Source organism: Thermoanaerobacter sp. A7A (assembly GCF_000445185.1).
Lineage (GTDB): Bacteria > Bacillota > Thermoanaerobacteria > Thermoanaerobacterales > Thermoanaerobacteraceae > Thermoanaerobacter.
This window is the reverse complement of record NZ_AVAF01000105.1, coordinates 1-24589: the sequence shown is the minus strand read 5'-3', so window position 1 is coordinate 24589 and position 24589 is coordinate 1. Positions and strand designations below refer to the sequence as shown.

Sequence of the window (24589 nt, the reverse complement as noted above, 5' to 3'; positions counted from 1 at the left end):
ATAATAAAAGTATAGCATATTTTAAAAAAATTTAATACTGTTCTAGATGATGATAGCGAGAGATATCTTTGTAAAAAGATAGCCGAAGGGGAAATATAAAGGCCCGCCAAGCCTTTATAGAAGCTCTCAGGCAAAAGTATCGCTATCGGATAGACCTCTGGAAAGCTCGGAAGAGCACCGAAGGAGCAATACTTTAAGTAGAAGCTCTCAGGTTAAAAAACAGAGGAGTTGTGATGGCATATTCTCTTGTTGTGCTCATCACAACTCCTCTGTTAAATTTTATGAAAGGGTGTGGTATGTTTGGATAACCTCAAAAAAACACCTCTTTTTGACCTTTACAAAAAATATAATGGAAAAATCATTGACTTTGCAGGATGGGCTCTCCCTGTTCAGTTTGAAAGTATAATCTCTGAACACGAAGCAGTGAGAAATGCTGCAGGACTCTTTGATGTTTCTCACATGGGAGAAATTACTGTAAAAGGAAGAGAAGCTTTTAACTTTTTGCAAAATCTCATAACAAATGATTTGTCAAAACTAAAAGACAATCAAGTCCTTTATACTTTTATGTGCAATTACAATGGCGGCGTTGTAGATGACTTATTAGTCTACAAATATTCTGATGAACACTTCTACTTGGTTGTAAATGCGGCTAATATAGAAAAGGATTATAAATGGATGAAGGATAACAAAGGAGTATATGAGGTAGAGATAAATAACATTTCAGATGAAATTTCAGAGCTTGCAATACAAGGTCCAAAAGCAGAAAAAATACTTCAAAAACTTACAGATACTGATCTTTCAGAAATTAAATTTTTCTACTTTAAAGACAATGTAAAAATAGCTGGGATTGAATGCCTAGTATCAAGAACAGGATATACCGGTGAAGATGGCTTTGAAATTTACATGCCTAATAAATACGCGGTAGAATTGTGGGAAAAAATAATTGAAGTTGGAAAAGAATATGGACTTAAACCGGCAGGATTAGGTGCAAGAGATACTTTGAGATTTGAAGCAGGTTTGCCTCTATACGGAAATGAACTTTCAGAAGAAATAACTCCTTTAGAAGCAGGTTTTGAGTTTTTCGTCAAATTTGGCAAGGGCAACTTTATCGGAAAAGATGCTCTATTAAAACAAAAAGAAGAAGGGCTTAAGCGTAAAATTGTGGGATTTGAAATGATAGACAATGGAATCCCAAGACACGGCTATGAAGTTCGCGCTGACAATCAAAAAATAGGTTATGTAACAACAGGGTATTTCTCTCCTACACTAAAGAAAAATATAGGCCTTGCATTGATTGATTCTAAACATGCACAATTAGGGAATCAAATTGAAATTGTGATAAGAAATAAGCCACTTAAGGCTTTAATCATAAGCAAAAACTTTTACAAGAAAAATTATAAAAAATAGGAGGTATTTGGTATGGAAGTTTTAGAGGGCTTGTATTATTCAAAAGACCATGAATGGGTCAAAGTAGAAGGAGATAAAGCATACATAGGAATAACTGACTATGCACAGCATTCCTTAGGAAACATAGTATACGTTGAGCTTCCAGAAGTAGGCGCAGAACTCTCTGCTGGCGATGTACTTGGAGTTGTAGAATCTGTAAAAGCTGCTTCCGATGTTTACACACCTGTAGATGGAAAAGTGCTTGAAGTAAACAATGCTATTGTTGATGACCCCTCTTTAGTAAACAATGACCCCTATGGCAGTTGGATGGCATTAGTAGAACTCAAAGACAAGTCACAGCTTGATAATTTGATGACAGCCGAAGAATATAAAAAATTTTTAGATGAGGAGTGAGAATATGTTTTCCTACCTTCCCACCTCCTCCAATGACGAAAAAGAAATGCTTAAAACAATAGGAAAAAATTCTATAGAAGAGCTATTTGAAAACATACCTCAAGAAGTTCGCTTAAAAAGGCCTTTAAATCTTGGAAGTCCAATGTCAGAAGTAGAACTTACAGCTCACATAAAGAAATACGCCAAAGAAAATAAAAGCCTTGAAGAGCTGACAAGTTTTTTAGGCGCTGGAGTATATGACCATTATATTCCTTCTGTTGTAAAGCATATAATATCTCGTTCTGAATTTTACACGGCATATACTCCTTACCAGCCAGAAATAAGTCAAGGAACTTTACAGGCTATATTTGAGTACCAGACAATGATTACAAACCTCACAGGAATGGAAGTCACAAATGCTTCAATGTATGATGGTGCAACTGCCTGTGCAGAAGCTGCAATTATGGCATGTGAAAATACAAAAAGAAAAACCATATTAGTTTCAAAAACTGTAAATCCAGAAACTCGAAAAGTTTTAAAAACTTATATGCATTTTAGAGATATACAAGTAATTGAAATAGACGATAATGAAGGAGTAACAGATTTAGAAAAATTAAAAACGGAAATTGGGACTAACACCGCGGCAGTAATTGTACAGTATCCTAATTTCATGGGAATCATCGAAGATCTGCAAGAAATTGAGAAAATAACACATGAAAATAAAACAATGTTCATTACTTACGTACATCCAATACCTCTCGGCATACTTAAATCGCCAGGAGAAATTGGCGCAGATATAGCTGTAGGAGACGGTCAGTCTCTTGGCAATGGATTAAATTTTGGTGGTCCTTATCTTGGTTTTTTAGCTACAACGCAAAAGCTTGTGCGGAAAATGCCAGGAAGAATAGTAGGCCAGACAAAAGATGTAGATGGTAGACGTGCTTTTGTGCTTACTTTGCAAGCAAGAGAACAACACATAAGAAGAGAAAAGGCAACTTCAAATATTTGCTCCAATCACTCATTAAATGCTTTGACTGCTGCAGTATATCTAGCAACTATGGGCAAAAAAGGTATAAAAGAAGTGGCTTATCAATGCACTCAAAAAGCTCATTATGCTTTTTCAGTGCTTACCGCATCAGGAAAATATAAACTTGCTTTTAACAAGCCCTTCTTTATGGAATTTGCATTAAAGACTGATGTAGATGTAGACTTAATTAACAAAAAACTTTTAGAAAAGGGCATATTAGGCGGATACAACCTCCACAGAGATTACGACAAATACAAAAATACAATGTTACTAGCCTTTACAGAAAAAAGGACAAAAGAAGAAATTGATGAGTTAAAAGCTCTGCTGGAGGTGATAGAATGAAAGAGTATAATAAATTGATATTTGAATTGTCAAATAAAGGAAGAAAAGCCTACACTCTCCCCAAGTTGGATGTAGAAGAAAAACCTTTAGAAGACATACTTCCGCAACAAATGATGAGAAAAGAAGAAATAGAGCTTCCCGAAGTAAGTGAAGTAGACATAATAAGGCATTACACCCTTTTATCAAATAAAAACTACGGCGTCGATACGGGTTTTTATCCATTAGGTTCTTGTACTATGAAGTACAATCCTAAAATAAATGAAGACATGGCATCCCTTGTCGGTTTTACAGCTCTACATCCCTACCAACCAGTAGAAACTGTACAGGGCGCTTTGAAACTCATGTATGAATTAGAAAATATGCTCTCTGAAATAACTGGAATGGACAAATTTTCATTACAGCCTGCTGCAGGTGCTCATGGTGAATTGACAGGACTCATGATAATTAAGGCCTATCACGAGCACAGAAATGACAAAAAACGTAAAAAAATAATCGTGCCAGACTCTGCTCATGGTACTAACCCCGCCAGTGCAACAGTTGCAGGTTTTGACGTAATTGAAATTAAATCCAACAAAGAAGGGGCTATAGATTTAGAATCCTTAAAGGCTGTTTTAAATGATGAAGTAGCAGGACTTATGCTGACAAACCCAAGTACTTTGGGGCTTTTTGAAGAAAATATAGTAGAAATCGCAAGACTAGTACACGAAGCAGGAGGACTTCTATACTACGACGGCGCAAATCTAAATGCTATAATGGGAATTACACGCCCTGGAGACATGGGATTTGACGTTGTGCATTTAAATCTTCATAAAACATTTTCTACACCTCACGGTGGTGGAGGACCTGGCGCAGGACCTGTAGGTGTCAAAAAAGAGCTTGCCGACTTTTTGCCAGTGCCCGTAATAGAGTTTAAGGACAGCATATATAGCTTAAACTATGATAGGCCGCTTTCTATTGGAAAAGTGAGAAGCTTTTATGGTAATTTCAACGTGCTTATAAAGGCTTATTCCTATATTTTGACTATGGGAGCTGAAGGACTTAAGAGAGCCAGCGAAATGGCCGTCTTAAATGCTAATTATCTTAAAGAAAAACTTAAAAATCACTATAAAGTGGCTGTTGACAAAGTATGCATGCATGAATTTGTTTTAGCTGGTCTCTTAGAAAAAGTCAATGATATCAGAACATTAGATGTAGCTAAAAGACTTATAGACTACGGTTTCCATCCGCCTACAATATATTTCCCATTAATTGTTGATGAAGCTATAATGATAGAGCCTACTGAAACAGAAAGTAAAGAAACATTAGACGCTTTTATTGAAGCGATGATTAAAATATCAGAGGAAGCAAAAGAAAATCCACAACTTTTAAAAGAAGCTCCACACAACACGCCTGTAAGAAGGGTTGATGAGGTACTAGCTGCAAGAAATCCTGTTTTAAAGTGGAGCAAATAAAGGAGGACCATTGAAAAAGCGGGGGATAAAAAAGACGGGTTTTACCCGTCTTTTTTATCTTTCCTTGCTGCGAGTCGCTACATCAAATATGACAGCGGCAGCCAAAACTATTCCAAGAATTATATACTGAAGCGAAATATCCACTCCTAGAAGATTCATTCCATTAGTCAAAGTTGACATAACAAATGCTCCAATCAATGAGTTGATTACTTTCCCCACTCCGCCTGCTGCAGATACTCCTCCTATATAAGCTCCAGCAATAGCATAAAGTTCAAAAAGAGTACCAGCAGTAGTTGTAGCTGATTGAAGTCTGGAAGCAAACAATATTCCTGATAAACCTGAAAGAAAACCCATCGAAGCAAAGACAATAAGGGTAATTTTTTTCACATTAATTCCACTTAAAGCAGCCGCTTCTGGATTACCACCTACCGCATAAATATGTCTTCCCAAAACGGTTCTATTAGTAATAAAACTATAAATAACTGTGGTAATTATCATAATTACAAGGGTCCATGAAATCCCTCGATGAGCTGCTAAAATAAAAGTTATATATAACAATAAAGCATCAATAAAAAGTAATTCGATAAGGAAAATGTCTAATGGAAGTACATCAAATCCTCTTTTAATTTGTTGGTCTCTATTCTTAAGAGAAAAATAAACAATTAGCACTGCTGCTACAATACCCACTAACAATGTAAGCTTATGATAATTAGGTAAAATATTATTTATAAAAGGCAAGTCTGGAATAAAACCGTTGCCTATAGCATTAAAAGTTTTATTGGTAATTATAATAGTTCCAGATCCTTTTGTAGCCAACAAAAGAGCGCCACGATAAGCTAACCAACCTGCTAAAGTAGCAACAAAAGCTGGGATTCTTAAGTAGGTTACTAGCGAACCGTTTAGTAATCCAGCTAATGTTCCTAATCCTAGCACTATTATAATGGCTGATAAAGCAGAAAAGTGATAAAATTGCATCAATATAGCTGCAATTGCTCCTAAAAATCCAGACAAAAATCCTACAGAAAGGTCAATATGTCGTATAACAATAATTAAAGTTTCTCCAATTGCAAGAACAGCTATATATCCCGTCTGGTCCACAAGATTACTAATATTTACAGGTGATAAAAAATCGCCGCCAGAGAGGGCCGCAAAAACAGCCATTATTGCAAAAAGTGCTATAAACATAGCATAATCTCTTACATGATCTTTCAAAAATTCTTTTAAATGGCGAAGAAATTCCTTCAATCTTAAACCCTCCTTTAGCTCACGGCATAAGCCATTACGATTTCTTGATTTGCTTCTTCTGATTTCAATTCCCCTGTAATTTTACCTTTGCTCATTATATATATTCTATCACTCATTCCCAATATTTCCGGTAATTCAGAGGATATAAGGAGAATGGCTTTGCCTTCACTTGCTAATTCTCTTATTAATGTGTATATTTCATATTTTGCGCCAACATCTATACCTCTTGTAGGTTCATCCAAAATAATGACATCTGGTTCAGCAAAAAGGCCTTTAGCTACCAAAACTTTTTGCTGAGTCCCTCCGCTCAAAGTAGAAACATTAACTTCAACATTACGAGCTTTTATATTAAGTCTTTTCTGAAAACCTTGGGCTATTTCTATCTCTTTGGCTTCATCAACTGTAATTCCTTTCTTCAAAGCTTTTAAATTCGCCAAACTTATATTTTCCTTTATGCTGTTTATCAAAATCAGCCCTTTTTCTTTTCGATCCTCCGTTAAATAAAGCACTCCCTGCTTAATTGCATCTTCCGGAGTCTTAAACTTTACTTTTCTGCCCTTTAATATTATATCTCCAGAAATAATGTAGCCATATGGATTCCCAAAGAGGCTAAGTCCAAATTCTGTACGTCCAGCACCAACTAATCCAAATAACCCTACTATTTCTCCTTTTTTTAATACAATGTTTGCATCTTTTACTAAATAGCGGCCTGTATTGGGTTCAACTACATTCCAATTTTTAGTTTCCATTATAGGTTCATCTAGAGGTTCGGCTATAGGCATTGGATAAAGATTTGTAATCTCTCTTCCAACCATATGTTTTATTATCTTTTTTTCATCTACTTCTTCAGTTTTGCAATTAAAATAGGCTACTGTTTGCCCATCTCGTAAAACAGTTATAGAATCCGCCACTTTCAAAACTTCTTTTAATCTATGACTTATAAGAATAATTGTAACTCCTTGTTCTTTAAGTCCTTTTAAAAGAATAAGGAGATTTTCACTTTCAGTTTCGCTTAAAGCAGAAGTTGGCTCATCCAGAATTAACACTTTGGGATTTTTTGAAAGTGCTTTTGCTATTTCAACAAGCTGCTGCATACTTACACTAAGGTCCTTAGCCTTTACAGTAGGATTAATATTTTCACCTTTGACTTTTAATAAAAGTTGTCGTGCTCTTTCTATTTCCTCAAAAGTATCTACTATACTTCCCTTTTTAATTTCATTTCCCAAAAAGATATTCTCATATACTGTCATCTCTGGAACTAAAGAAAGTTCTTGATGGATAATGGAAATTCCGGCTTTTTCACTGTCTTTTATGCTAAAAAATCTTACAGGGTATCCCTCAAGTCTTATCTCTCCTTCGTATTCACCATAAGGGTATACCCCGCTTAAGATTTTCATTAAAGTACTTTTGCCGGCTCCATTTTCTCCAACTAAACAATGTATCTCCCTTGGTTGAACTTTAAAATTTACACCAAATAATACTTGTACACCTGAAAAACTTTTACTTACGTTTACAAGCTCTATAAGCGGGGTACCCATTCTTTACACCTCCAACATTATTTAGGCCAAGTAAAATCGCTTTCTTGGTAATATCCAGAATCTATTAGAACTTGTTTTACATTATTCTTATCCACTACTTGTACAGGAGATGGTTTAGAAGGAACATCTTTTACACCATTATTATAAGTTTTCGTAGCTTCTGGGGTTTTTCCGTCTAAATATGTCAAAGCAGCATTTATTGCATCCTTAACAAGAATCCTAACATCTTTGAAGACAGTCATGGATTGTTTGCCATCAATAATGTATTGAATAGATGGTTTTTCAGCATCTTGTCCAGTAATTACATAACTTTTAATGTCCGGATCTGCTTTAAAAGTATCTGCTATTGACCTTGCGGTACCGTCATTAGGAGCAAGTATAAATACATTACCCTTTAAATTTTTTGGCGCCTTAGCAAGGTTTGCCTGAGCAAGGTTTTTAGCAGTATTGAAATCCCAATTTGTAGTAATTTGTCCTATAATACTTGCCATTTCATCACGAGTTAAGTCTTTTTTATCTTTTAATGCAACTGCTTTGTCAGAATTTGCAATTACAAAAGTACCATCAGCGATCTTTGGCTGTAAAACTTCCCATGCTCCTTGGAAGAATAAGAAAGAGTTGTTATCAGATAAAGCACCAGCATAGAGATATAGAGGATTGCCTTTACCTGTTGCATGATCAACTAAATATTGACCTTGTTCTTTACCTACCTGTACACTATCAAAAGTGACATAATAATCTACTGCATCTGTGTTAAGTATTAACCTGTCATAAGATATAACCTTTACACCTGCTTTTTTAGCTGCCTCTGCAGAAGCTGCTGCCGCATTTGCATCGTGAGGGCACAAAATAAGCACTTTTATACCTTTACTTAGCAAAGTTTCTACATTAGCTTTTTCTTTAGCAGGGTCACCTTGGCTGAAAAGAATTTCAGCAGAATAAGGGGTATTCTTTAATGCATCCTGAAAGCGTGTCTCATCTTGAATCCATCTGGGTTCATCTTTTGTCGGTAATACAATACCAACAGCCAATTGTTTTTTCTCAGAAGTTTGCTCTGAGGAATTAGAAGTTTGTTTTGAGGAAGAAGAACAACCACCAAGAAAAGCAGATACTAACAATAGGAATGCTATTGCTACTACTATAAGTCTGCGCTTGTTACTCATTGTACATTACCTCTCCTTTCTAAAATTTTATTTTAATAATTCTACCTCCCCCCTCAAATTGCCTCTGGAACTTTTTTTGTTATCCTTTACTTTTTTGGCAACTTAAATTTTTTAACTTACTTATCTGTAATTTTTTAAGACAAAAAAATACAGGCTTAAAGCCTGAATAATCATTTAGATACATTTCTGTATACCTCATCGCGATTGTGAAAACCGTCTTTTATTACAGTATCATCTATATTAGTTTTATCAACAGCAATAGGTTCGAGAACATAATAAGGAACGTAATATTTCCCATCATATATGGTATTTTTCACGTTTAATTTTTCTCCCCTTGCAAGTTTCATAGCCATTTTTGCGGTGGCTTCTGCCAATTTATCAATTGGTTTGTACACTGTCATAGCCTGAGTTCCTTCCACTATCCTTTGACATGCAGCAAGGTCAGCATCCTGAGCTGCAACCAATACTTTTCCCGCCAATCTGTGCTCTGATAAAGCCTCTATAATTCCTCCCGCTAAAGCATCATCCCCTGCTATTACGGCATCAATTTTCACGCCCTTTTGCAGCAGTTCATCAGTAGAATTAAAAGCATATTCCGTCATCCAATTAGGTGCCCAGTCTTCTTTTACAATTTTTATGTCTCCACTTTCAATTCTGGGCTTTAGAACACTGTCATATCCTTCCTTTATCATTTTTGTGTTGTTATCCGTCGTAGCACCGTTTATTATGAGATAATTTCCTCTTGGCACTCTTTTCACTAAATATTCCGCCATCAGTTTTCCAACTTTTACGTTGTCAAAGGATATATAAAGGTCTACATTTGATTTTGTAACAAGCCTGTCATAGGATATCACTTTTACTCCTTCTTTTTGTGCCAATGATACCGCATAAGAGGCTTTTTCAAGGTCATTTGGAACAATGATAAGTACGTCAATTTTTTGGTCCAAAAGGTATTTCACCTGTTTTAATTGGTCTTGGTCATCATTATTAGCATTTTGCACTAAAACCTCTGCCCCCAATTCCCGTAATTTTGCCATTACTATATCTCTATCTTTAATCCATCTTTCTTCTTTTAAGGTACCAAGAGAAAAACCAATTTTAATTTTGTGTTCTTTTTTATCTAAGTTAGAGTTTAGGTTCTTTACTTCTCTATATGCTACTACATGCTTAACAGTCAAAAAAACTAAAACACCCAAAATAATCATAAGGACAATTGCTACTATCACTTTGATTACATTTTTACTCTCCACCAACTACACCCCCTTTTTTGTAAATAGCCAATCTGTACTCTGTAGGCGTCATCCCTGTAGCTTTTTTAAATATCTTGCTAAAATAATTTGGGTCGCTGTAGCCAACCTTGTAGCACACTTCTTTTATGCTTACAGTTTCATCCTCTAATAGTTCTTTGGCTTTAGTTACTCTCAAATTTGTCAAGTAATCGATAAAATTTTTTCTAGTTTGATCTTTGAAAAATTTACTAAAATAGTGGTAACTCATATTGGCTTCTTTTGCAACGTCATCCAGTGTAATGTCTTTATTGAAATTGTCCTCTATAAATCTAATTATTTTGGCCATAAAGGTATCCGTTTTTTCTTTGTTGATAGTTTTTATGCTGTCTAATAGATTCTTCAGAGTATTGATAAATATAAACTTTATTTTGTCAACATCGTTTATTTTTAAAATTTCTTCCAGCTCTCGGTTTTCAATAAAGTTTTCCTCCTCAGCATAATAGGAAAGATTCCTTTTAATAACACCGATTATTTCTATAAGTTTGGACTTTATTTTATCTACATCCTCTTGGTATTCTAAAACCATCCATTCGTAAATTTCATTAAATATACTGAAAGATCCTTGAAGGTCCCCAGTCATAAGTCTATCAATAAAAAGTCTTTCTTTATTAATAGGATAAGGCTTAAATCTATTTTGTGGCATTGCAATATCATCAAAATGTACAATCAGTTCATTTTTTGCCATTTTTAACGCCATTTCTGCTTCATAATAAGACTTCAAAATATTCTCGAAACTGTAAACTCTACCTATTCCAATCCTGTAAGGAATTTTCACTTTTTGGTTTATAGCTTCTATTATTTTCTGCGCTGTTTCTATAGAATTATTTTTAATCTCAAATGAATTTCCTCCCTCCACAGGAAAGTACACAAATAATTTGTCAATAAAGTATGGCCCTATCAAACATTTTTTAATATTTTTTACAATTGGTTTAAAATAATCATAAAAATTTTGTTTTTCTATGCTCACTTTTAGACTTTGATCTTTGATGTTTTTACCAAAATCCTCCACTGTCACTATCATGGCATAACCACGCTTTAATTCTATTCCAAATACATCTTCATAAAAGGGTAAGTCATCATAGGTTATACCACTAAAAAGAGTAGTATACAAAAATTGCCCTTCCAAATAAGGAATAATCTTATTGAGTTTCTCCTTTAACTCTAACTCTTTTAACATTGCCTCTCTTCTTTTTTCAATCACCTCAATAGCTTTCTTTATAGTTTCTACGACTTTATTTCTATTAAGAGGCTTTAAAAGATAATCTAACACTCCAAGGTCTATTGCCTCTTTTGCATAATTAAAATACTCGTAAGCGGTAATAATAACAAAAATTATGTCCTTATGCCTTTCTTTAATTTGCTTTATGGCTTCAATTCCCTCTATTCCTGGCATCTTTATATCCATAAAAACTACATCAGGTTTTAAAATTTCCACTTTTTCAATGGCTTCTCTTCCAGATTTAGCAAAACCAATTATATCAGCTTTTACATCATTCTTTTCTATGATAAATTTAATTGAATCTATAACTATTTGCTCATCGTCCGCAATAAACAATTTAATCATTTTCTTTATCACCCTTCATTAAAGGAATTTTTAAAGTAACTTTTGTTCCTTCTCCTATTTTGCTATCTATCTCAATTACATCTTCTATAGCAGAAGTGTTATAAAAAAGTCTTAGTCTGTTTATGATATTGTGCATGCCAATACCCGTAACATGCCTTTTAGATAAATCCTCATTGTCTGCTGATAATATTGCCCTTACTTTTTCTTCACTCATTCCTATCCCATTGTCAATAACCTCTATTAAAACTTTATCATTATCCTTCTTTACCGTAAGTTTAATAAAACCTCCTTTTTCTGTATCTTCTAATCCGTGAATAAAAGCATTTTCAACTACAGGCTGAATTATTGTACAAGGCATTTCTACATCTAAAACCCCTTCGTCTACATCTACTTTAAAATCTACTCTGTCACCAAATCTCGTTTTCAAAATGTACATATATGTCTTTACATTGTTTATCTCGTCCTCCAAAGTAACTGTAGTATCCAATTTTTTTAGATTATATCTAAATAGGTTTGCAACGTTTTCTATAAACTCCGAAGATTTATCTGCCCCTTCCATCATCGCTAATTGTGCAGCTGCATTTAGGGTATTAAAGAGAAAATGTGGATTTATTTGGGACTGCAAAGCCTTAAGTTCTGCCTCTTTTAAAATATTTCTCATTTTGAGATTTTGCATCTCTTGTTCTTTTAATTTTTTCTCTACTTCTGCCTGATTTTTGATTTCTCCTATATAATTTTTTATGCTTACTACCATCTTATTAAAAGCTTCTGCAAGTATATTTATCTCATCGTTTGTCTTTATAGAAAGCGGTCTTACATCAAAATCTCCTTTTGAAACTCTCACTGCCAAATGGGAAAGGTCTATAAGAGGTTTTGTAATTCGATAGGTAAAAAATATTGCAAAAAATATGTTAAAAAGAATAGAACCTATTATCAAAAACATATTCAAATAACTTATAAACTCCATGTTTTTTGTTATAGATGCATATTTTAAAGAACCCTCTTGCAATTTACTGTTGAGAAGATTATTAATGTAAAGTTTTATATATTCACTTATTTTATTGGACCTCGTAAAATGTGCAATGTACTCGCTGCTTATCCTGCCTCTTTTAGCATTTATTGCTGCGTCAGTTTCATTCAAAAGGCTTTCAATCATATTCCCTATATCCTTTAGCATTAAACCATCCTGGTCATAGTTTTTTTCATTTAAAATAGCGGAGGCTTGCTCTTGAAGTTTGTTATAGAGGGTATAATAATTTAAAAGGGCGTCCGAAGATTTGGTAGATAAATACTTCTCCACTTCTGTTTCCAACATGTTTACATCTGTATTTAAATTGTTAAGGTATATATAATCCACAAAAATTGATTTTAAACGATTTATAACTGACTTTGCATTATAATACGAATAAAAACTTGTGATACCCATTAAAATAGTAATTATGAGGTAATAAACTATCAATTTTCGCCTTATGCCCGTAAATCTCCACATATCTTTTTTCATGCCATCACCTTATTCTATTGATTGTATTCTTTTGAAATATTCTTTGACATTGTCCTTGGTAATAACATTTACTCCTATATCAACAAATGTAGAAACATTATTTTTTTCTTTAATTTCCACCATAGATTTTACACTTTCATATCCTATTCTGTAAGGGTCACTCATAACTGTACCGTATATTATTCCCTTGTCGATATACCTTAAAATATCCGCTGTATCTCCATATCCTACAATCGCTATGTCTCCCACCTTGTTAAAATCAACTATTACTTGTGCAGTACCAATGGTATCCACAGAATCTGTAGTATAAATGGCATTTATGTTTTGTTTACTACTTATAATTGACTGAGTAATCTCTTCTGCGCTTAAAGTGCCTAATTTTGAAGTGTAAACTTTTAATACTTTCATTTGAGGATAATCTTTTATGGCGTCTAGAAAACCATTGATTTTCAAATTTTGATTTACAGTGTCCAATTGATAATCATTGCTGACGATTATAGCAATGTTAGCTTTTCCTTTGGTGGCTTTAATCATAAGCTTTCCAGCTTCTTCACCTAATTGAAAACTGTTAGTACCTATAAAAGCCTGTCTTTTGCTATCTTTTGCGTCATTTTCTATAGTAACTACTGGTATCCCTTCTTTATAGGCCTCTTCAATCAAGTCTACAAATTCTTTACTGTTTGAAACATGGGTTATTATGCCATCAACTTTAGACAGTATAGCAATATCCAAATACTGAAGTTCCTCTTGGATGTTATTAAATTTAGGAGCATTAAATTCAATTGCAACATTGTAACGTTTTGCAGCATCCATAGCACCCATTTTCACTTCTTTCCAAAAAGGATCTACAGAATTTTGAGCTACCATATAAAAGTGATATTGAGGCGTTTTTGCAAAAATGGGTTCTTCTACTTTTTGAAGCTTATATAAAAAAATGCTTAATGCTGCTATCAAAATGACCAAAATTAAAATGACCTTGTCCATTAACTTAAAAAACTTCTCATTTAACGTTTTCATAAAAATCGCTACTACCTCCCTCCATATCCCTTACAATAATAATAAAACATTAACAAGTATATATCAATTCAAAATTATTAAATAGTTGTCACATAAAAATTGTCCAATCTTTTATATTTATTCGATAAACTTTTCAAAAATCTTTTCTTGAAAAAATGGAAGAATGAGGCGCAATTTGCACCTCATTCTTCCTCCCATCTCCCTTGAAGTTTTTCAACAACATGAGGGAGGGTAGTGTATTCCAACTCCTCTAAAGGCAACCTGTGAGGTTCAAATGGTCCCATCTTTCTTATATAATCGGCCATTTCTAACGCTTTTTCCCTTGCATTGTCAAAAGCAACATCTTTAAAGAAATCCTGTGGGCCAATAAGCTTACCCTCTGCTAATTGAAAGCCAAGTGCGCATACTCTTGGAGGCCCATCAAATCTGGTAGGCACAGCATCTTCCAATGAAACAGGTATCACAGGCCCATTATGAGAGCCCCTCATCCAACCAGCAACAAGATAAGGATTAGCAAAAGGTTCCAGTGCTTCACCTACTGCTGGAAGACCATTCTGGCATCTCACAATAAGTACAGGGTCATCCTTTCCTATATACTTTCCCGCCATAAAATTCATTCTTTGAGTAGAAGACACTGCTGCAATTTCATTGTTTTTTGTATACACTCTTCGTATGCAATATCGTCCTGTCGCTCCAATAAAGACCAGCATATCATAAATTTCATGAGGAGTTTCAAATATTATTTTTTTGTGCCCAATCATATCATAAACCTCAAATTTAAATCCTTGATGCATATTAGGGTCAATTGCAAGTCCTACTGTATTAAAAGGATCTGCAAACATCTTGTAAAGGGGTAAATTCCATGCTCCTGGCTCTGTTTTATCAGCCATAAAAATTATGACAGGCTCACTTTTTCTTTCTTCAAATTCCATTTCTGCAACTCCCGGTCCTAACCCCTTTATATTACCTGAAAATGAATCTTTCAACAAATCTTGTCCTGCACCGTACAATTTAAGTTCTTTAGCTTTCTCACTGCATCTCCAAAGTGCATCCCATGCAAGTTTATGAACTTCCTCGTTATCTACTCCTTCTCTATGGGTCATTATAAGTTCAATGTCATCTCCTACTCTAGTCACATGAAAGTCAATGAGCATTTTTCCTTTTTCTTTTAAATGTTTCTTAGCAATCTCAAGAAGCTCAGGATGTACATCTGTATGCCCTACAAAACCACCAACATCTGCTTTAATCACAGTTAAAGTTATTTTTGACAAATTAATTCCTCCTTTTTTTAGATTAGTATAATATATTTTATTAATAATGTTATACTACTTATGCTTATATTTTAAATTATTATATATATTTTTTCAATAGCATGTTTTATTTATTTGCGATTTTTGTATTTTCAATTAATTTCAGTTATATCGTTTAAATTAGAAACATTTCAAAAATAATTGAAGGAATTTTTAAAAGTTTGTCGAAATAGTTAATGAATAGTGGTAAAAATACAAAGAAAGGGATGATACAAATTGGGTTCCTATCTTGTTTTAATTTACGGGGTTATAATTATTGCAGCCCTCGTTATAATTGGTTTAGTTAAATTTATATTTGCACAAGATAAAGGCAATGAAAAAATGCAACAAATTTCAGACGCTATAAAAGAAGGAGCTATGGCTTTTTTAAACAGACAATATAAAACAATTGCATTTTTAGCATTAATTGTAGCTGTAATAATCATTGTAGCTAATTATTATGGACATTTATCTGAAGGAACAAGTACTGCGTTAAGTTTTGCATGGCATGTAGGACTCGCCTTTATTACAGGTGCCTTTTGTTCAGCACTGTCGGGTTACATTGGAATGTATATGGCAGTAAATTCGAACGTAAGAGCCGCGGCTGGTGCAAAATCTGGCCTTAACAGGGCTCTGCAAATTGCTTTAAAAGGAGGAGCTGTGACAGGTTTGGCCGTAACCGCCTTGTCCCTCTTTGGGGTTGCTACCTTGTTTTTGGCATATGGTGGTTTGTCAGGTCAAGAAGACTTGATAAAAGAAGCTCCTTCTCTAATCGTCGGTTTTGGTTTTGGTGCTTCTTTCGTAGCATTGTTTGCCCAGCTAGGCGGTGGTATATATACCAAAGCTGCTGATGTAGGGGCCGACCTTGTGGGTAAAGTAGAAGCGGGAATTCCAGAAGATGACCCTAGAAATCCTGCAGTTATAGCTGACCTTGTTGGAGATAATGTAGGAGACTGTGCAGGAAGAGGAGCTGACCTCTTTGAATCAACCGCTGCTGAAAATATTGGCGCTATGATATTAGGAGTAGGTCTTTATCCTGTATTCGGGTGGAAAGGAATACTTTTCCCATTAGTAGCTCGTGCAATAGGTATAATTGCCTCTATCATAGGCATCTTTTTCGTCAATGCAAAAGATGAATCAAAAGACCCAATGATAGCTTTAAATAAAGGTTACTTTGTCACTACAATTGTAAATTTAATTGCTCTTTTCTTTGCAGTAAAAATAATGCTTTCTGGCCATTTGCCTGATGGCAGTGAAGTTAATTATTGGTTACTGTATGGTGCAGTAGTAACAGGTGTTGTACTAAGTTACATCTTTGTATTCTTGACAGACTATTATACTTCTGTAAATAAACGTCCTGTACAGGAAATTGCCAAAGCTTCCACAACGGGAGCTGCTACAAACATAATTACAGGTATTTCTGTGGGTATGGAATCTACTGCCCTTCCAGTTATATTTATATCTGCAGCAATATTTATAGCTTATAAACTTGGTGAATTAGCACTTCCTCATATAGGGACTTCTGGACTTTACGGCACAGCTATTGCAACAATGGGCATGCTATCAACAACCGCTTATATACTTGCAATGGATACATTTGGACCTATTACTGACAATGCTGGTGGAATTACTGAAATGTCGGGAGCACCAGAGTCAGTAAGACATGTGACAGACAGGTTAGACGCTTGTGGAAACACTACAAAAGCTTTGACAAAAGGATACGCAGTAGGTTCAGCCGCTCTTGCAACTTTCCTGCTTTTCTCAGCATATCTGGATGAAGTCAAAAAGATATTAGGTAAACCCATTGATTCTTGGTTTGCTGTAGATATAGGAAAACCCGAAGTTTTCATAGGAGCATTTATAGGAGCAATGATTGTATATCTCTTTAGTTCAACTGCAATAAGAGCTGTTGGTAAAGCGGCACAATATGTAATTCTGGAGGTAAGAAGGCAATTTAGAGAAATTCCCGGCATAATGGAAGGTACTGCAAAGCCGGACTATGCTAAAACAGTAGATATTGTAACTAAAGGCGCTTTAAAAGAAATGGTGATTCCGGGACTTATCGTAGTAGTAACACCAATATTAGTAGGTGTAATCCTCGGTAAGGAAGCCGCAGCAGCTTTCTTAATGATAGGTACTATTTCAGGTGTAATACTGGCTTTATTCTTAAACAACGGCGGCGGTGCGTGGGATAACGCAAAGAAATTTATAGAACTTGGCAATTACGGTGGTAAAAAGTCTGAAGCTCATAAAGCTGGAGTTGTAGGAGACACTGTAGGTGATCCATTTAAAGATACAGCCGGTCCTTCACTGCACGTTCTCATAAAGCTCATAAGCACAATAACCCTTGTCTTTGTGGCTCTATTTAGATAATAAAAAAGGCGGAAAACCCGCCTTTTTTAAATTAAACTCACTCCTTTTGATTTAATTAAATAAGCGAAAGTTGAAGGGTCATTTTTGTACTTTTTCCATTACAGCATTTAAAAAACCTATCGACTTCCCAAAATTCTTATCATAGTAAGATCTGAATATTTCAGGAATATCCTTGTAGTCTCTTACAGGTCTTGCCCAAGAATCCATATCAGAAGGCATTTTTATTCCCCCCTTTAACTACTATTACACTCTACTCGACAAATCATATTTCTCTACAAATGTCTCTTGATTGCCGAAAATTCCCTCATAAAGGTCTTTGCATAGCCTGTTGGAAGAGGTTTCCCTTCTAAAATTTTGAAAGTCCTTCTTCCATCCTCTTTTCTTTCGGCGCGGAGGAAATGGACGTTATCAAGATTTTGGTCATAAAAATACTTTGCAAATTCATACAGGTGTGTAACATAAAATACTTCTATATTATTCTCAATCAATGTTTCCACTATTTGTTTAGCAATTTCAGAACCTTCTTTTTCATTTGTCGATGAAAAACTTTCATTTAACAACAAAAGCGAATTTGGTCGTATCTTACTCACTATCCTGTCAAATCTTTTAAGCTCCTAATCAAGCTTTCCACTTTCTAATTGCGGATCTTCTTTCCTATAAAAATGGGTAAATATTTTTTTGTTTATATTAGCAGAGAAATAAATCGCAGGAACAAATATCCCAGATTGCATCAATATTTGGGCTTGATACTCCTCAAAAATGTCGTTTTCCCACCTCGATTAGCCCCAGTGATTATGAAAAGGTCTTTGCCAATGGTGTTTAATTCGTTTCCTACAACATTTTTCCCTGTAATTAAAGCCAAACTTACATCATACAATCCAATAAACTTGCGGACTCTTCTATCTAAGTGGTAAGGTTCAGGAAAACAGACTGGTACATTTAAATTAGAAAGTTCTTCGTATAAATTCATTGCTCCCATGTAAAATGCTAACTCTGCCCTTAACTGTGCAAAAAATTCCAAAATAAGAAAAGACCCTAATGTGTCATTCTTTGGAGAAAAAATACAAGTATCAAATCCATTAATACAGATGACAAGCTACAAAATGTCCCTTTTCAACTTCTTTTAGTTCTGGTTCTTCCTCTTCGCACATTTTCCCCTTTTTCACAAAGCATCTGGTGCTAAATCTACAGCCTTTTGGCGGATTCACAGGAGATGGTACAGTGCCTTCTAATATTATTCTTTCCCTTCTTTTTGATTTATCAATAGAGGGAATGGCAGAAAGCAAAGCTTTTGTATAGGGGTGAAGTGGGTTGAAGAAAATATCCTCAGTTTTTCCCATTTCTACAATTTTTCCTAGATACATCACCGCAACTCTATCGCTTACATGATATACAACACTCAAATCATGAGCTATAAAAAGATAAGTAAGGTTTAACTCTTCCTTCAATTCCTCTAGAAGGTTTATAATTTGCGCCTGTATTGACACATCAAGGGCTGAAACTGGCTCGTCAGCCACAATAAATTCAGGGCTCATTGCCAAAGCACGTGCTATACCTATCCTCTGCCTCTGTCCACCTGAAAATTCATGGGGATAAGAATCCATCTGCCTGTAATTTAAACCAACTCTATTCAAAAGATACATAATTCTCTCTTCTCTCTCGTGAGGGTCTTTTACGCCAGAGGCAATCAAAGGTACTGACAAAATCTGCCTTACTGTCTTCCTGGGATTTAAAGAAGAATAAGGGTTTTGAAAAATTATCTGTGCTTTTTTTCTGTATTCTTTTAACTTTTCTCCTCTTGCCTCTGTTATGTCTTCCCCTTTAAATATTATCTTTCCCTCTGTAGGTTCATACAACCTGACAATTGTACGCCCTAGTGTAGTTTTCCCACAGCCGCTTTCTCCAACCAGCCCCAGAGTCTCCCCCTTGTTTATGTCAAGGCTTATGTCATCAACAGCTTTCACAACCCTTTTCTTTTTCTTAGTTACAAGCTTCATTAACAAGTCTGGCTCTTCTATGAAATATTTCTTGAGATTTTTTATTTGAATAAAAGTGCCATTTTCCATATCTAACACCCCATCTTTTAGAGGTACTTTATACACCTCACAAATTCTCCATCTGAAACCTCAATTAAAGGAATGGTAGCTTCTTTGCATTCTTCCACTGCTTCTTCACACCGCTCATAAAAAGGACAGCCATAAGGAGGCAAAAAAGCCAAATCTGGGACATTTCCCGGTATGACGTAAAGTTTTTCTTTTTTTCGTGTTATTTTAGGTATGGACCTCAAAAGCCCTTTTGTATAAGGATGTTTTGGCTCTTCTATTACTTTGTCTACAGGTCCTTTTTCCACTATTTGCCCAGCGTACATGACAGCTATTTCATCGCAAAACTCTGCCGCCACTGCCAAATCATGAGTTACAAAAATTATGGAGGTGCCGTTTACTTCATTTATTTGCCTCAATAAATCCAAAATTTGCGCCTGAATCGTCACATCAAGTGCAGTTGTAGGCTCGTCAGCCAGAAGTAGTTTAGGATTGCATGAAAGAGCAATAGCAATTATAGCTCTTTGCTGCATACCCCCACTAAACTGATGGGGATAGGAAAAATATCTCTTTTCAGGATATGATATCCCGACTTTTTCCATAAGTTCTACTACCTTTTCATACTCTTTTTTTCTTCTGTCCCTTTCCCTGAGAAAACCTAATATACCTTCTTTTTCAGGCTTTATTATATTGTGAACCCTTAAGGATTCCCTTATCTGCTCTCCTACAGGAAACACCGGATTTAATGTGGTCATTGGGTCTTGAAATATCATGGCTATGTCCTTTCCCCTTATTTCCCTCATCTGAGAAGCCGATTTTTTGAGAAGGTCCTCTCCTTCAAAGAGAATTTCCCCTTCTACAATTTTGCCCGGGTAAGGGACAAGCCTTAAAATAGAAAGCAAAGTCATGCTTTTTCCTGAACCCGATTCTCCTACCAGGCCTAAAATTTTCCCTCTTTCAAGTGATAGGTCAATCCCATTTACCGCTTTTACTACTCCCCTGTCTGTCTGAAAAACCACTTTCAAGTTCCTAATCTCAAGCATTTATTCACTTCCTTCCACTTTAAGCCTTGGGTCTAATATATCTCTTAATCCTTCTCCAAAAAGGTTAATACTAAGTACAAGTATCACTAAAGCTATGCCTGGAAGAGTAGATATCCAGTAGGCGTCAAATATGTGGTTCCTTCCAGAGTTTATTAAAGAACCCCATGTAGGAATATCCGGTGGCACACCTAAACCTAAATAGCTCAAAGATGCTTCCATTATTATCATGTAGCCCATTCGTAGTGTTGCAAGGACAAATATTGACTGGAATATATTAGGCAGAATTTCTGATACAATTATCGCACCATTGCTTCTTCCCAAAGCCTGAGCAGCTTCTACATATTCTTTATTTTTCTCCTCCAAGACTTCACCTCTTACTAATCTGAAAAATTCCACCCAGCTTTTAAATGTCAGAGCTAAAATCAAATTCCAGAATCCGGGCCCCAAAACTGCCATTACTCCCACCGCAAATATTAAGAAAGGAAAAGAAAGCAAAAAATCAGCAAAGCGAGAAATCACAGTATCAACTGTTCCTCTGTAGTATCCTGCGATTGCTCCTAAGAAAGTCCCAATAGATGCTGAAATCAAAACAGTCAAAAAGCCGACCAGTATTGATATTCTAGAACCGTATATAATCTGTGTAAGCAAATCTCTTCCTACCTGGTCAGTTCCCAAAGGATGTGCCCACGTTCCCCCACTCCACACAGGGGGCAATAGTCTTGCTGAAAGGTCTGAGTATTTAACGCTGTAAGGTGAAATAAAAGGTGCAAATACAGCCATTAAAATATAGGCTATAATTGTAAGCATTCCAATTAAAGCAGTTGGATGCTTTTTTATCTTCCCTAAAAGGCTTAAAAGGTTAGTTATTAAATTTGATTTTTTATAAGATACTTCATAATACTTTGCAGGCACTATTCCATTTTTTATAGTCATTATAAACACCCCCTATAGTTCAATCTTGGGGTCCAGATAAGTGTAGAGTATATCTACCAAAAGATTTGCCATCACAAAAGTGAAGGCATAAAACATTACGACTCCCTGCACCAGTGGATAATCCCTGTCAAATATCGCATTAACAACAAGCCTGCCTATTCCAGGCCATCCAAAGACATTCTCAACTATCATATTGCCTCCTAAAAGTGCTCCTACTTCCATGCCTAATACCGTGACTGTTGGAATCAATGCGTTTCTTACAGCATGCTTAAGTATTACTAATTTCTCAGGTACTCCCTTAGCCCTTGCAAAGACCACATAGTCATTTCTTAAGACCTCCAGCATACTTGACCTCATAACTCTTGCCAAAACAGCTGATAAAGGAGCTGATAAAGTTAGAGCAGGCAGAAAAAGATGCCTTATACTGCTTAAAAATGCTTCCCAGTCTCCAGCAAGAAGAGAATCAATTGTGTAAAAGCCAGTTACTTTAGGTATATAAATTAGAAAATTTATTCTGCCCTGACTCGGAAGTAAATTTAATTTGGCCGAGAAAATTAAAATAAGTATTAATCCCAGCCAGAAAGAAGGCATTGATATTCCTGTAAAAGATATTGCCATTATACTTCTGTCAAGCCAGGAATTCTGCTTGACAGAAGATATAATCCCTATGGGGATACCTATTAAAATCCCAAGAGTTAAGGCTGCCAGAGCAAGTTCAATTGTGGCAGGTAAAGTCTCTTTAATAAGTTCAATTACAGGAACTCCTTTTGTTATAGACTTTCCCAAATCTCCCTTTAAAAGATTTGCAAGAAAAATATAAAGCTGTGTGTATATAGGTTTATCAAGGTTAAACTCCTTCTTTAAAAGTTCTATATCCTGCTGTGATACCATGCTCTCTTTTCCCATCATTATATCAACAGGGTCTCCTGGAGTAAATCTCATAAATATAAACACTGTTATAGCTATAGCTAGCATTATAGGAATTGTGTACAATACTCTTTTTAAAACCTTAGCTTCCCTCATAAAAATTCCCCCATCCACTTTAGAGTAAAAAGGGGCATTAACCCCCTTTTTACTCATTAGAAAGTTTCACTCTGTGCATATTTTCTCTACCATCCATGCTCGGCTGCCAGTTTTCTACATTTTTAGTCGCTGCTTCTACAGTCTTCAGAGAATATCCAAACACCCATGGAGCATCGTCATATATTATCTCCTGAGCCTTGTAATAAAGCTCTTTTCTTTTAGCATTGTCTGTCTCTTTTGCGGCATCATCCAAAAGCCTATCAACCTCTGGATTGCTGTAGAAAGAATAGTTTCCTCTTTCACCTGTCTTGAGCTTTGGATTTAAGAAATCGAAGGGGTCAAGATATGCATTTCCCCAGTCAGTAAGATATAGCTGCCTGGTGCCTTTCTGTATTTCTGACTGCAAAACTCCCCATTCCCAAGTCCTTACAGAAGCTTTTATACCTACTTTTTCAAGCATGTTAGCTATAGCCAAAGCTTCCTCTTCTCTAAAAGGCTGCGTATCTATGACAACTTTCAAATCAGAAACTCCAGCCTCTTTTAAAAGCTCTTTTGCCTTGTCAGGATTGTACTCATAGGGCTTTAAATCTGTGTTCGCAGCAAAGGCATAGGGAAGCATTGGCCCTGCAAGTCTCACCCCATAGCCTTTGTAAATTTCTTTTACAATAGAATCCATGTCTATTGCGTAATTTAAAGCCTGCCTCACTTTGGGATTGTCAAAAGGAGGCATTTTGTTGTTTATCTCAAGAATATACACCCTTGTCCCCATGTTTTCTTTTACCTGTATGTTTGGATTTTGTTTGAGCCTCTCTATCATATCAGGTGGAATGTACTGAACTATATTTACTTCTCCTTTTTCCAAGGCAGCTATTGCAGTAGAGGGCTCCGGTATCATTCTAAATACAACTCTTTTTAGACTAGGAGGACCAACAGGCGGAATGTCTGGAGAACCACCGTAATATCCATCATACCTTTCTAAAACTATCTGCTCATCCAATTTCCCAGATACATATTTAAAAGGTCCAGCTCCTATAGGACGCTTTAAAAATTCCTCGTACCCCACTTCTTTATAATATTTTTTAGGTATTATCTGCTGATGAACTAAAGCCTGAAGTAAAACTGGAAAAGGCTCTTTTAAGATAAATCTAACAGTGTAGTCATCAATTTTTTGAACATCCTCCACAGGTCCCATTAAGCCTTTTCTTGGAGAAGTTTTCCCTTCAAGTCCTCCCTCTTTTATTATTCTATTAAATGTAAATACGACGTCATCGGCTGTAAGAGGGTCTCCATTTTGAAAAGTTACGCCTTTCCTTATCTTAAATTCCCATTCTGTAGGCGATATAATCTCCCAAGACTCTGCTATTTCAGGGACTACTTTTCCATCGTATGTCCGCGTCACAAGCCCATCAAATATGTTTCTCAAAACTGTCTCAGTCTCTCTATCTCTGTAATCAGCCGGATCCAATGTCACAATGCTGCCCTTATTTAAAGCTATTACAATGGTTCCTCCATCTTTTTCTGAAGTTACTTTCTTAGAAGATGTACATCCCCCTAAAACGAGCAAAAGTGATAAAAGAAGTGCCAAAAGGATAGCAGTTTTTTTCATAATAAAATATACCCCCTTCAGATGTAAATTTATGGTAAGGACGGGGGTATAAAAAGGCCGCCGAAATATCCAGCGGTCCTGGATATTTCTCCTTCCCACGCTTGCGAGGTTAGCTGACGGGCTCGGGTCGAAGGAGTAACCCTACTCTTCCCGTAGGAAGAGATTCGCCCCAAAAGTGTGGGTCCCCCGCCCCTTTTCGGGTTCAGTGATAATGATTAAGTTGTTGATTAAATTGTACCATACTTTTACCAGTTAGTCAAATACAGACTATCCCAAGTCTGTGTCAAGATTTTGTAGGTAAAAAATTTTTATAACTGACCTCACCGTTAAAAATCTAGGAGTTTAAAATTAGTAGTTTATATAT

At 35.6% G+C, this 24589-nt stretch carries 21 protein-coding genes and 2 riboswitches; of the genes, 5 read left to right on the top strand and 16 right to left on the bottom strand.

All coding sequences use genetic code 11. The features are described from left to right. Nucleotides 1-46: 46 nt before the first annotated feature. A riboswitch (glycine riboswitch) is annotated at nucleotides 47-152 on the top strand. A 148-nt stretch (nucleotides 153-300) separates the two neighbouring features. Genes gcvT through gcvPB form a run of 4 tightly spaced genes read left to right on the top strand, consistent with a single transcriptional unit; the run spans nucleotide 301 to nucleotide 4599 of the window. Further along, nucleotides 301-1407 (top strand): glycine cleavage system aminomethyltransferase GcvT, encoded by a 1107-nt coding sequence (gene gcvT / locus M663_RS0107015; protein ID WP_029688417.1) that lies wholly within the window; start codon nucleotides 301-303, stop codon nucleotides 1405-1407. Between the two features lie 12 nt (nucleotides 1408-1419). Next, nucleotides 1420-1800 (top strand): glycine cleavage system protein GcvH, encoded by a 381-nt coding sequence (gene gcvH, locus M663_RS0107010; protein WP_029688416.1) that lies wholly within the window; start codon nucleotides 1420-1422, stop codon nucleotides 1798-1800. Between the two features lie 4 nt (nucleotides 1801-1804). Continuing rightward, complete coding sequence (gene gcvPA / locus M663_RS0107005; protein ID WP_029688415.1) at nucleotides 1805-3148, top strand: aminomethyl-transferring glycine dehydrogenase subunit GcvPA; 1344 nt, start codon at nucleotides 1805-1807, stop codon at nucleotides 3146-3148. Further along, nucleotides 3145-4599, top strand: coding sequence for an aminomethyl-transferring glycine dehydrogenase subunit GcvPB (gcvPB, locus tag M663_RS0107000; RefSeq protein WP_029688414.1), 1455 nt, complete (start codon nucleotides 3145-3147; stop codon nucleotides 4597-4599). The genes gcvPA and gcvPB overlap by 4 nt, the downstream gene beginning before the upstream one ends. A 54-nt stretch (nucleotides 4600-4653) precedes the next feature. On the opposite strand, the gene M663_RS0106995 is transcribed toward gcvPB, so the two are convergent. The 8 genes from M663_RS0106995 to fbp all read right to left on the bottom strand — a co-directional run bounded on the left by M663_RS0106995 (nucleotide 4654) and on the right by fbp (nucleotide 15187). Beyond that, the gene (locus M663_RS0106995) at nucleotides 4654-5844 is read right to left on the bottom strand and encodes a sugar ABC transporter permease (RefSeq protein WP_029688413.1); all 1191 of its coding nucleotides are present in this window, start codon (nucleotides 5842-5844) and stop codon (nucleotides 4654-4656) included. A 14-nt stretch (nucleotides 5845-5858) separates the two neighbouring features. After that, nucleotides 5859-7382: a sugar ABC transporter ATP-binding protein gene (locus M663_RS0106990; RefSeq protein WP_004400238.1), complete on the bottom strand. Its 1524-nt coding sequence runs from the start codon at nucleotides 7380-7382 to the stop codon at nucleotides 5859-5861. Nucleotides 7383-7399: 17 nt separating this feature from the next. After that, nucleotides 7400-8545 carry a sugar-binding protein gene (locus M663_RS0106985; protein WP_028992095.1) on the bottom strand — a complete coding sequence of 382 codons (1146 nt, stop codon included), beginning with the start codon at nucleotides 8543-8545 and terminating at the stop codon, nucleotides 7400-7402. A gap of 170 nt (nucleotides 8546-8715) precedes the next feature. After that, nucleotides 8716-9795 (bottom strand): substrate-binding domain-containing protein, encoded by a 1080-nt coding sequence (locus tag M663_RS0106980; protein ID WP_029688412.1) that lies wholly within the window; start codon nucleotides 9793-9795, stop codon nucleotides 8716-8718. Continuing rightward, nucleotides 9785-11398: a response regulator gene (locus tag M663_RS0106975; protein ID WP_029688411.1), complete on the bottom strand. Its 1614-nt coding sequence runs from the start codon at nucleotides 11396-11398 to the stop codon at nucleotides 9785-9787. Before M663_RS0106975 ends, M663_RS0106980 begins: the two co-directional genes overlap by 11 nt. After that, nucleotides 11391-12899: a sensor histidine kinase gene (locus M663_RS0106970; protein WP_029688410.1), complete on the bottom strand. Its 1509-nt coding sequence runs from the start codon at nucleotides 12897-12899 to the stop codon at nucleotides 11391-11393. The genes M663_RS0106975 and M663_RS0106970 overlap by 8 nt, the downstream gene beginning before the upstream one ends. Nucleotides 12900-12908: 9 nt before the next feature. Then, nucleotides 12909-13916: a sugar-binding protein gene (locus M663_RS0106965; RefSeq protein ID WP_029688409.1), complete on the bottom strand. Its 1008-nt coding sequence runs from the start codon at nucleotides 13914-13916 to the stop codon at nucleotides 12909-12911. 182 nt (nucleotides 13917-14098) lie between these two features. After that, complete coding sequence (gene fbp, locus M663_RS0106960) at nucleotides 14099-15187, bottom strand: fructose-1,6-bisphosphate aldolase/phosphatase (RefSeq protein WP_029688408.1); 1089 nt, start codon at nucleotides 15185-15187, stop codon at nucleotides 14099-14101. 255 nt (nucleotides 15188-15442) lie between these two features. On the opposite strand from fbp, the gene M663_RS0106955 reads away from it, so the two are divergent. Beyond that, the gene (locus M663_RS0106955; protein WP_029688407.1) at nucleotides 15443-17578 is read left to right on the top strand and encodes a sodium-translocating pyrophosphatase; all 2136 of its coding nucleotides are present in this window, start codon (nucleotides 15443-15445) and stop codon (nucleotides 17576-17578) included. A gap of 78 nt (nucleotides 17579-17656) precedes the next feature. On the opposite strand, the gene M663_RS15365 is transcribed toward M663_RS0106955, so the two are convergent. The 8 genes from M663_RS15365 to M663_RS0106920 all read right to left on the bottom strand — a co-directional run bounded on the left by M663_RS15365 (nucleotide 17657) and on the right by M663_RS0106920 (nucleotide 24225). Further along, nucleotides 17657-17797, bottom strand: a complete 141-nt coding sequence (locus tag M663_RS15365) for a hypothetical protein (protein WP_273702660.1) — start codon at nucleotides 17795-17797, stop codon at nucleotides 17657-17659. 53 nt (nucleotides 17798-17850) lie between these two features. Continuing rightward, nucleotides 17851-18168, bottom strand: coding sequence for a hypothetical protein (locus M663_RS15360; RefSeq protein ID WP_273702659.1), 318 nt, complete (start codon nucleotides 18166-18168; stop codon nucleotides 17851-17853). A gap of 140 nt (nucleotides 18169-18308) precedes the next feature. After that, nucleotides 18309-18599 carry a hypothetical protein gene (locus M663_RS15355; RefSeq protein WP_273702658.1) on the bottom strand — a complete coding sequence of 97 codons (291 nt, stop codon included), beginning with the start codon at nucleotides 18597-18599 and terminating at the stop codon, nucleotides 18309-18311. Nucleotides 18600-18657: 58 nt separating this feature from the next. After that, nucleotides 18658-19644, bottom strand: coding sequence for a dipeptide ABC transporter ATP-binding protein (locus tag M663_RS0106940; RefSeq protein ID WP_029688406.1), 987 nt, complete (start codon nucleotides 19642-19644; stop codon nucleotides 18658-18660). A gap of 17 nt (nucleotides 19645-19661) precedes the next feature. Next, entirely contained in the window at nucleotides 19662-20663 is a 1002-nt protein-coding gene (locus tag M663_RS0106935) for an ABC transporter ATP-binding protein (protein ID WP_029688405.1), read from the bottom strand. Next, on the bottom strand, nucleotides 20664-21596 hold the full coding sequence (locus tag M663_RS0106930; RefSeq protein WP_029688404.1) for an ABC transporter permease: 933 nt from the start codon (nucleotides 21594-21596) through the stop codon (nucleotides 20664-20666). It lies immediately after the preceding gene. A 12-nt stretch (nucleotides 21597-21608) separates the two neighbouring features. Further along, nucleotides 21609-22619 (bottom strand): ABC transporter permease, encoded by a 1011-nt coding sequence (locus M663_RS0106925; RefSeq protein ID WP_029688403.1) that lies wholly within the window; start codon nucleotides 22617-22619, stop codon nucleotides 21609-21611. A 49-nt stretch (nucleotides 22620-22668) separates the two neighbouring features. Beyond that, complete coding sequence (locus M663_RS0106920; protein WP_042805207.1) at nucleotides 22669-24225, bottom strand: ABC transporter substrate-binding protein; 1557 nt, start codon at nucleotides 24223-24225, stop codon at nucleotides 22669-22671. 83 nt (nucleotides 24226-24308) lie between these two features. Continuing rightward, nucleotides 24309-24443, bottom strand: a riboswitch (cyclic di-AMP (ydaO/yuaA leader). Nucleotides 24444-24589 lie beyond the last annotated feature (146 nt).

Bases quoted from the DNA above. Each gene is read 5' to 3' on its own strand.
- M663_RS0106975 (WP_029688411.1), bottom strand. From the start codon at position 11,398: ATGATTAAATTGTTTATTGCGGACGATGAGCAAATAGTTATAGATTCA.
- M663_RS0106990 (WP_004400238.1), bottom strand. From the start codon at position 7,382: ATGGGTACCCCGCTTATAGAGCTTGTAAACGTAAGTAAAAGTTTTTCA.
- gcvH (WP_029688416.1), top strand. From the start codon at position 1,420: ATGGAAGTTTTAGAGGGCTTGTATTATTCAAAAGACCATGAATGGGTC.
- M663_RS0106940 (WP_029688406.1), bottom strand. From the start codon at position 19,644: ATGGAAAATGGCACTTTTATTCAAATAAAAAATCTCAAGAAATATTTC.
- M663_RS0106970 (WP_029688410.1), bottom strand. From the start codon at position 12,899: ATGAAAAAAGATATGTGGAGATTTACGGGCATAAGGCGAAAATTGATA.
- gcvPA (WP_029688415.1), top strand. From the start codon at position 1,805: ATGTTTTCCTACCTTCCCACCTCCTCCAATGACGAAAAAGAAATGCTT.
- M663_RS0106965 (WP_029688409.1), bottom strand. From the start codon at position 13,916: ATGAAAACGTTAAATGAGAAGTTTTTTAAGTTAATGGACAAGGTCATT.
- M663_RS0106930 (WP_029688404.1), bottom strand. From the start codon at position 21,596: ATGACTATAAAAAATGGAATAGTGCCTGCAAAGTATTATGAAGTATCT.
- M663_RS0106925 (WP_029688403.1), bottom strand. From the start codon at position 22,619: ATGAGGGAAGCTAAGGTTTTAAAAAGAGTATTGTACACAATTCCTATA.
- gcvPB (WP_029688414.1), top strand. From the start codon at position 3,145: ATGAAAGAGTATAATAAATTGATATTTGAATTGTCAAATAAAGGAAGA.
- M663_RS0106920 (WP_042805207.1), bottom strand. From the start codon at position 24,225: ATGAAAAAAACTGCTATCCTTTTGGCACTTCTTTTATCACTTTTGCTC.
- M663_RS0106985 (WP_028992095.1), bottom strand. From the start codon at position 8,545: ATGAGTAACAAGCGCAGACTTATAGTAGTAGCAATAGCATTCCTATTG.
- M663_RS15365 (WP_273702660.1), bottom strand. From the start codon at position 17,797: ATGCCTTCTGATATGGATTCTTGGGCAAGACCTGTAAGAGACTACAAG.
- M663_RS0106935 (WP_029688405.1), bottom strand. From the start codon at position 20,663: ATGCTTGAGATTAGGAACTTGAAAGTGGTTTTTCAGACAGACAGGGGA.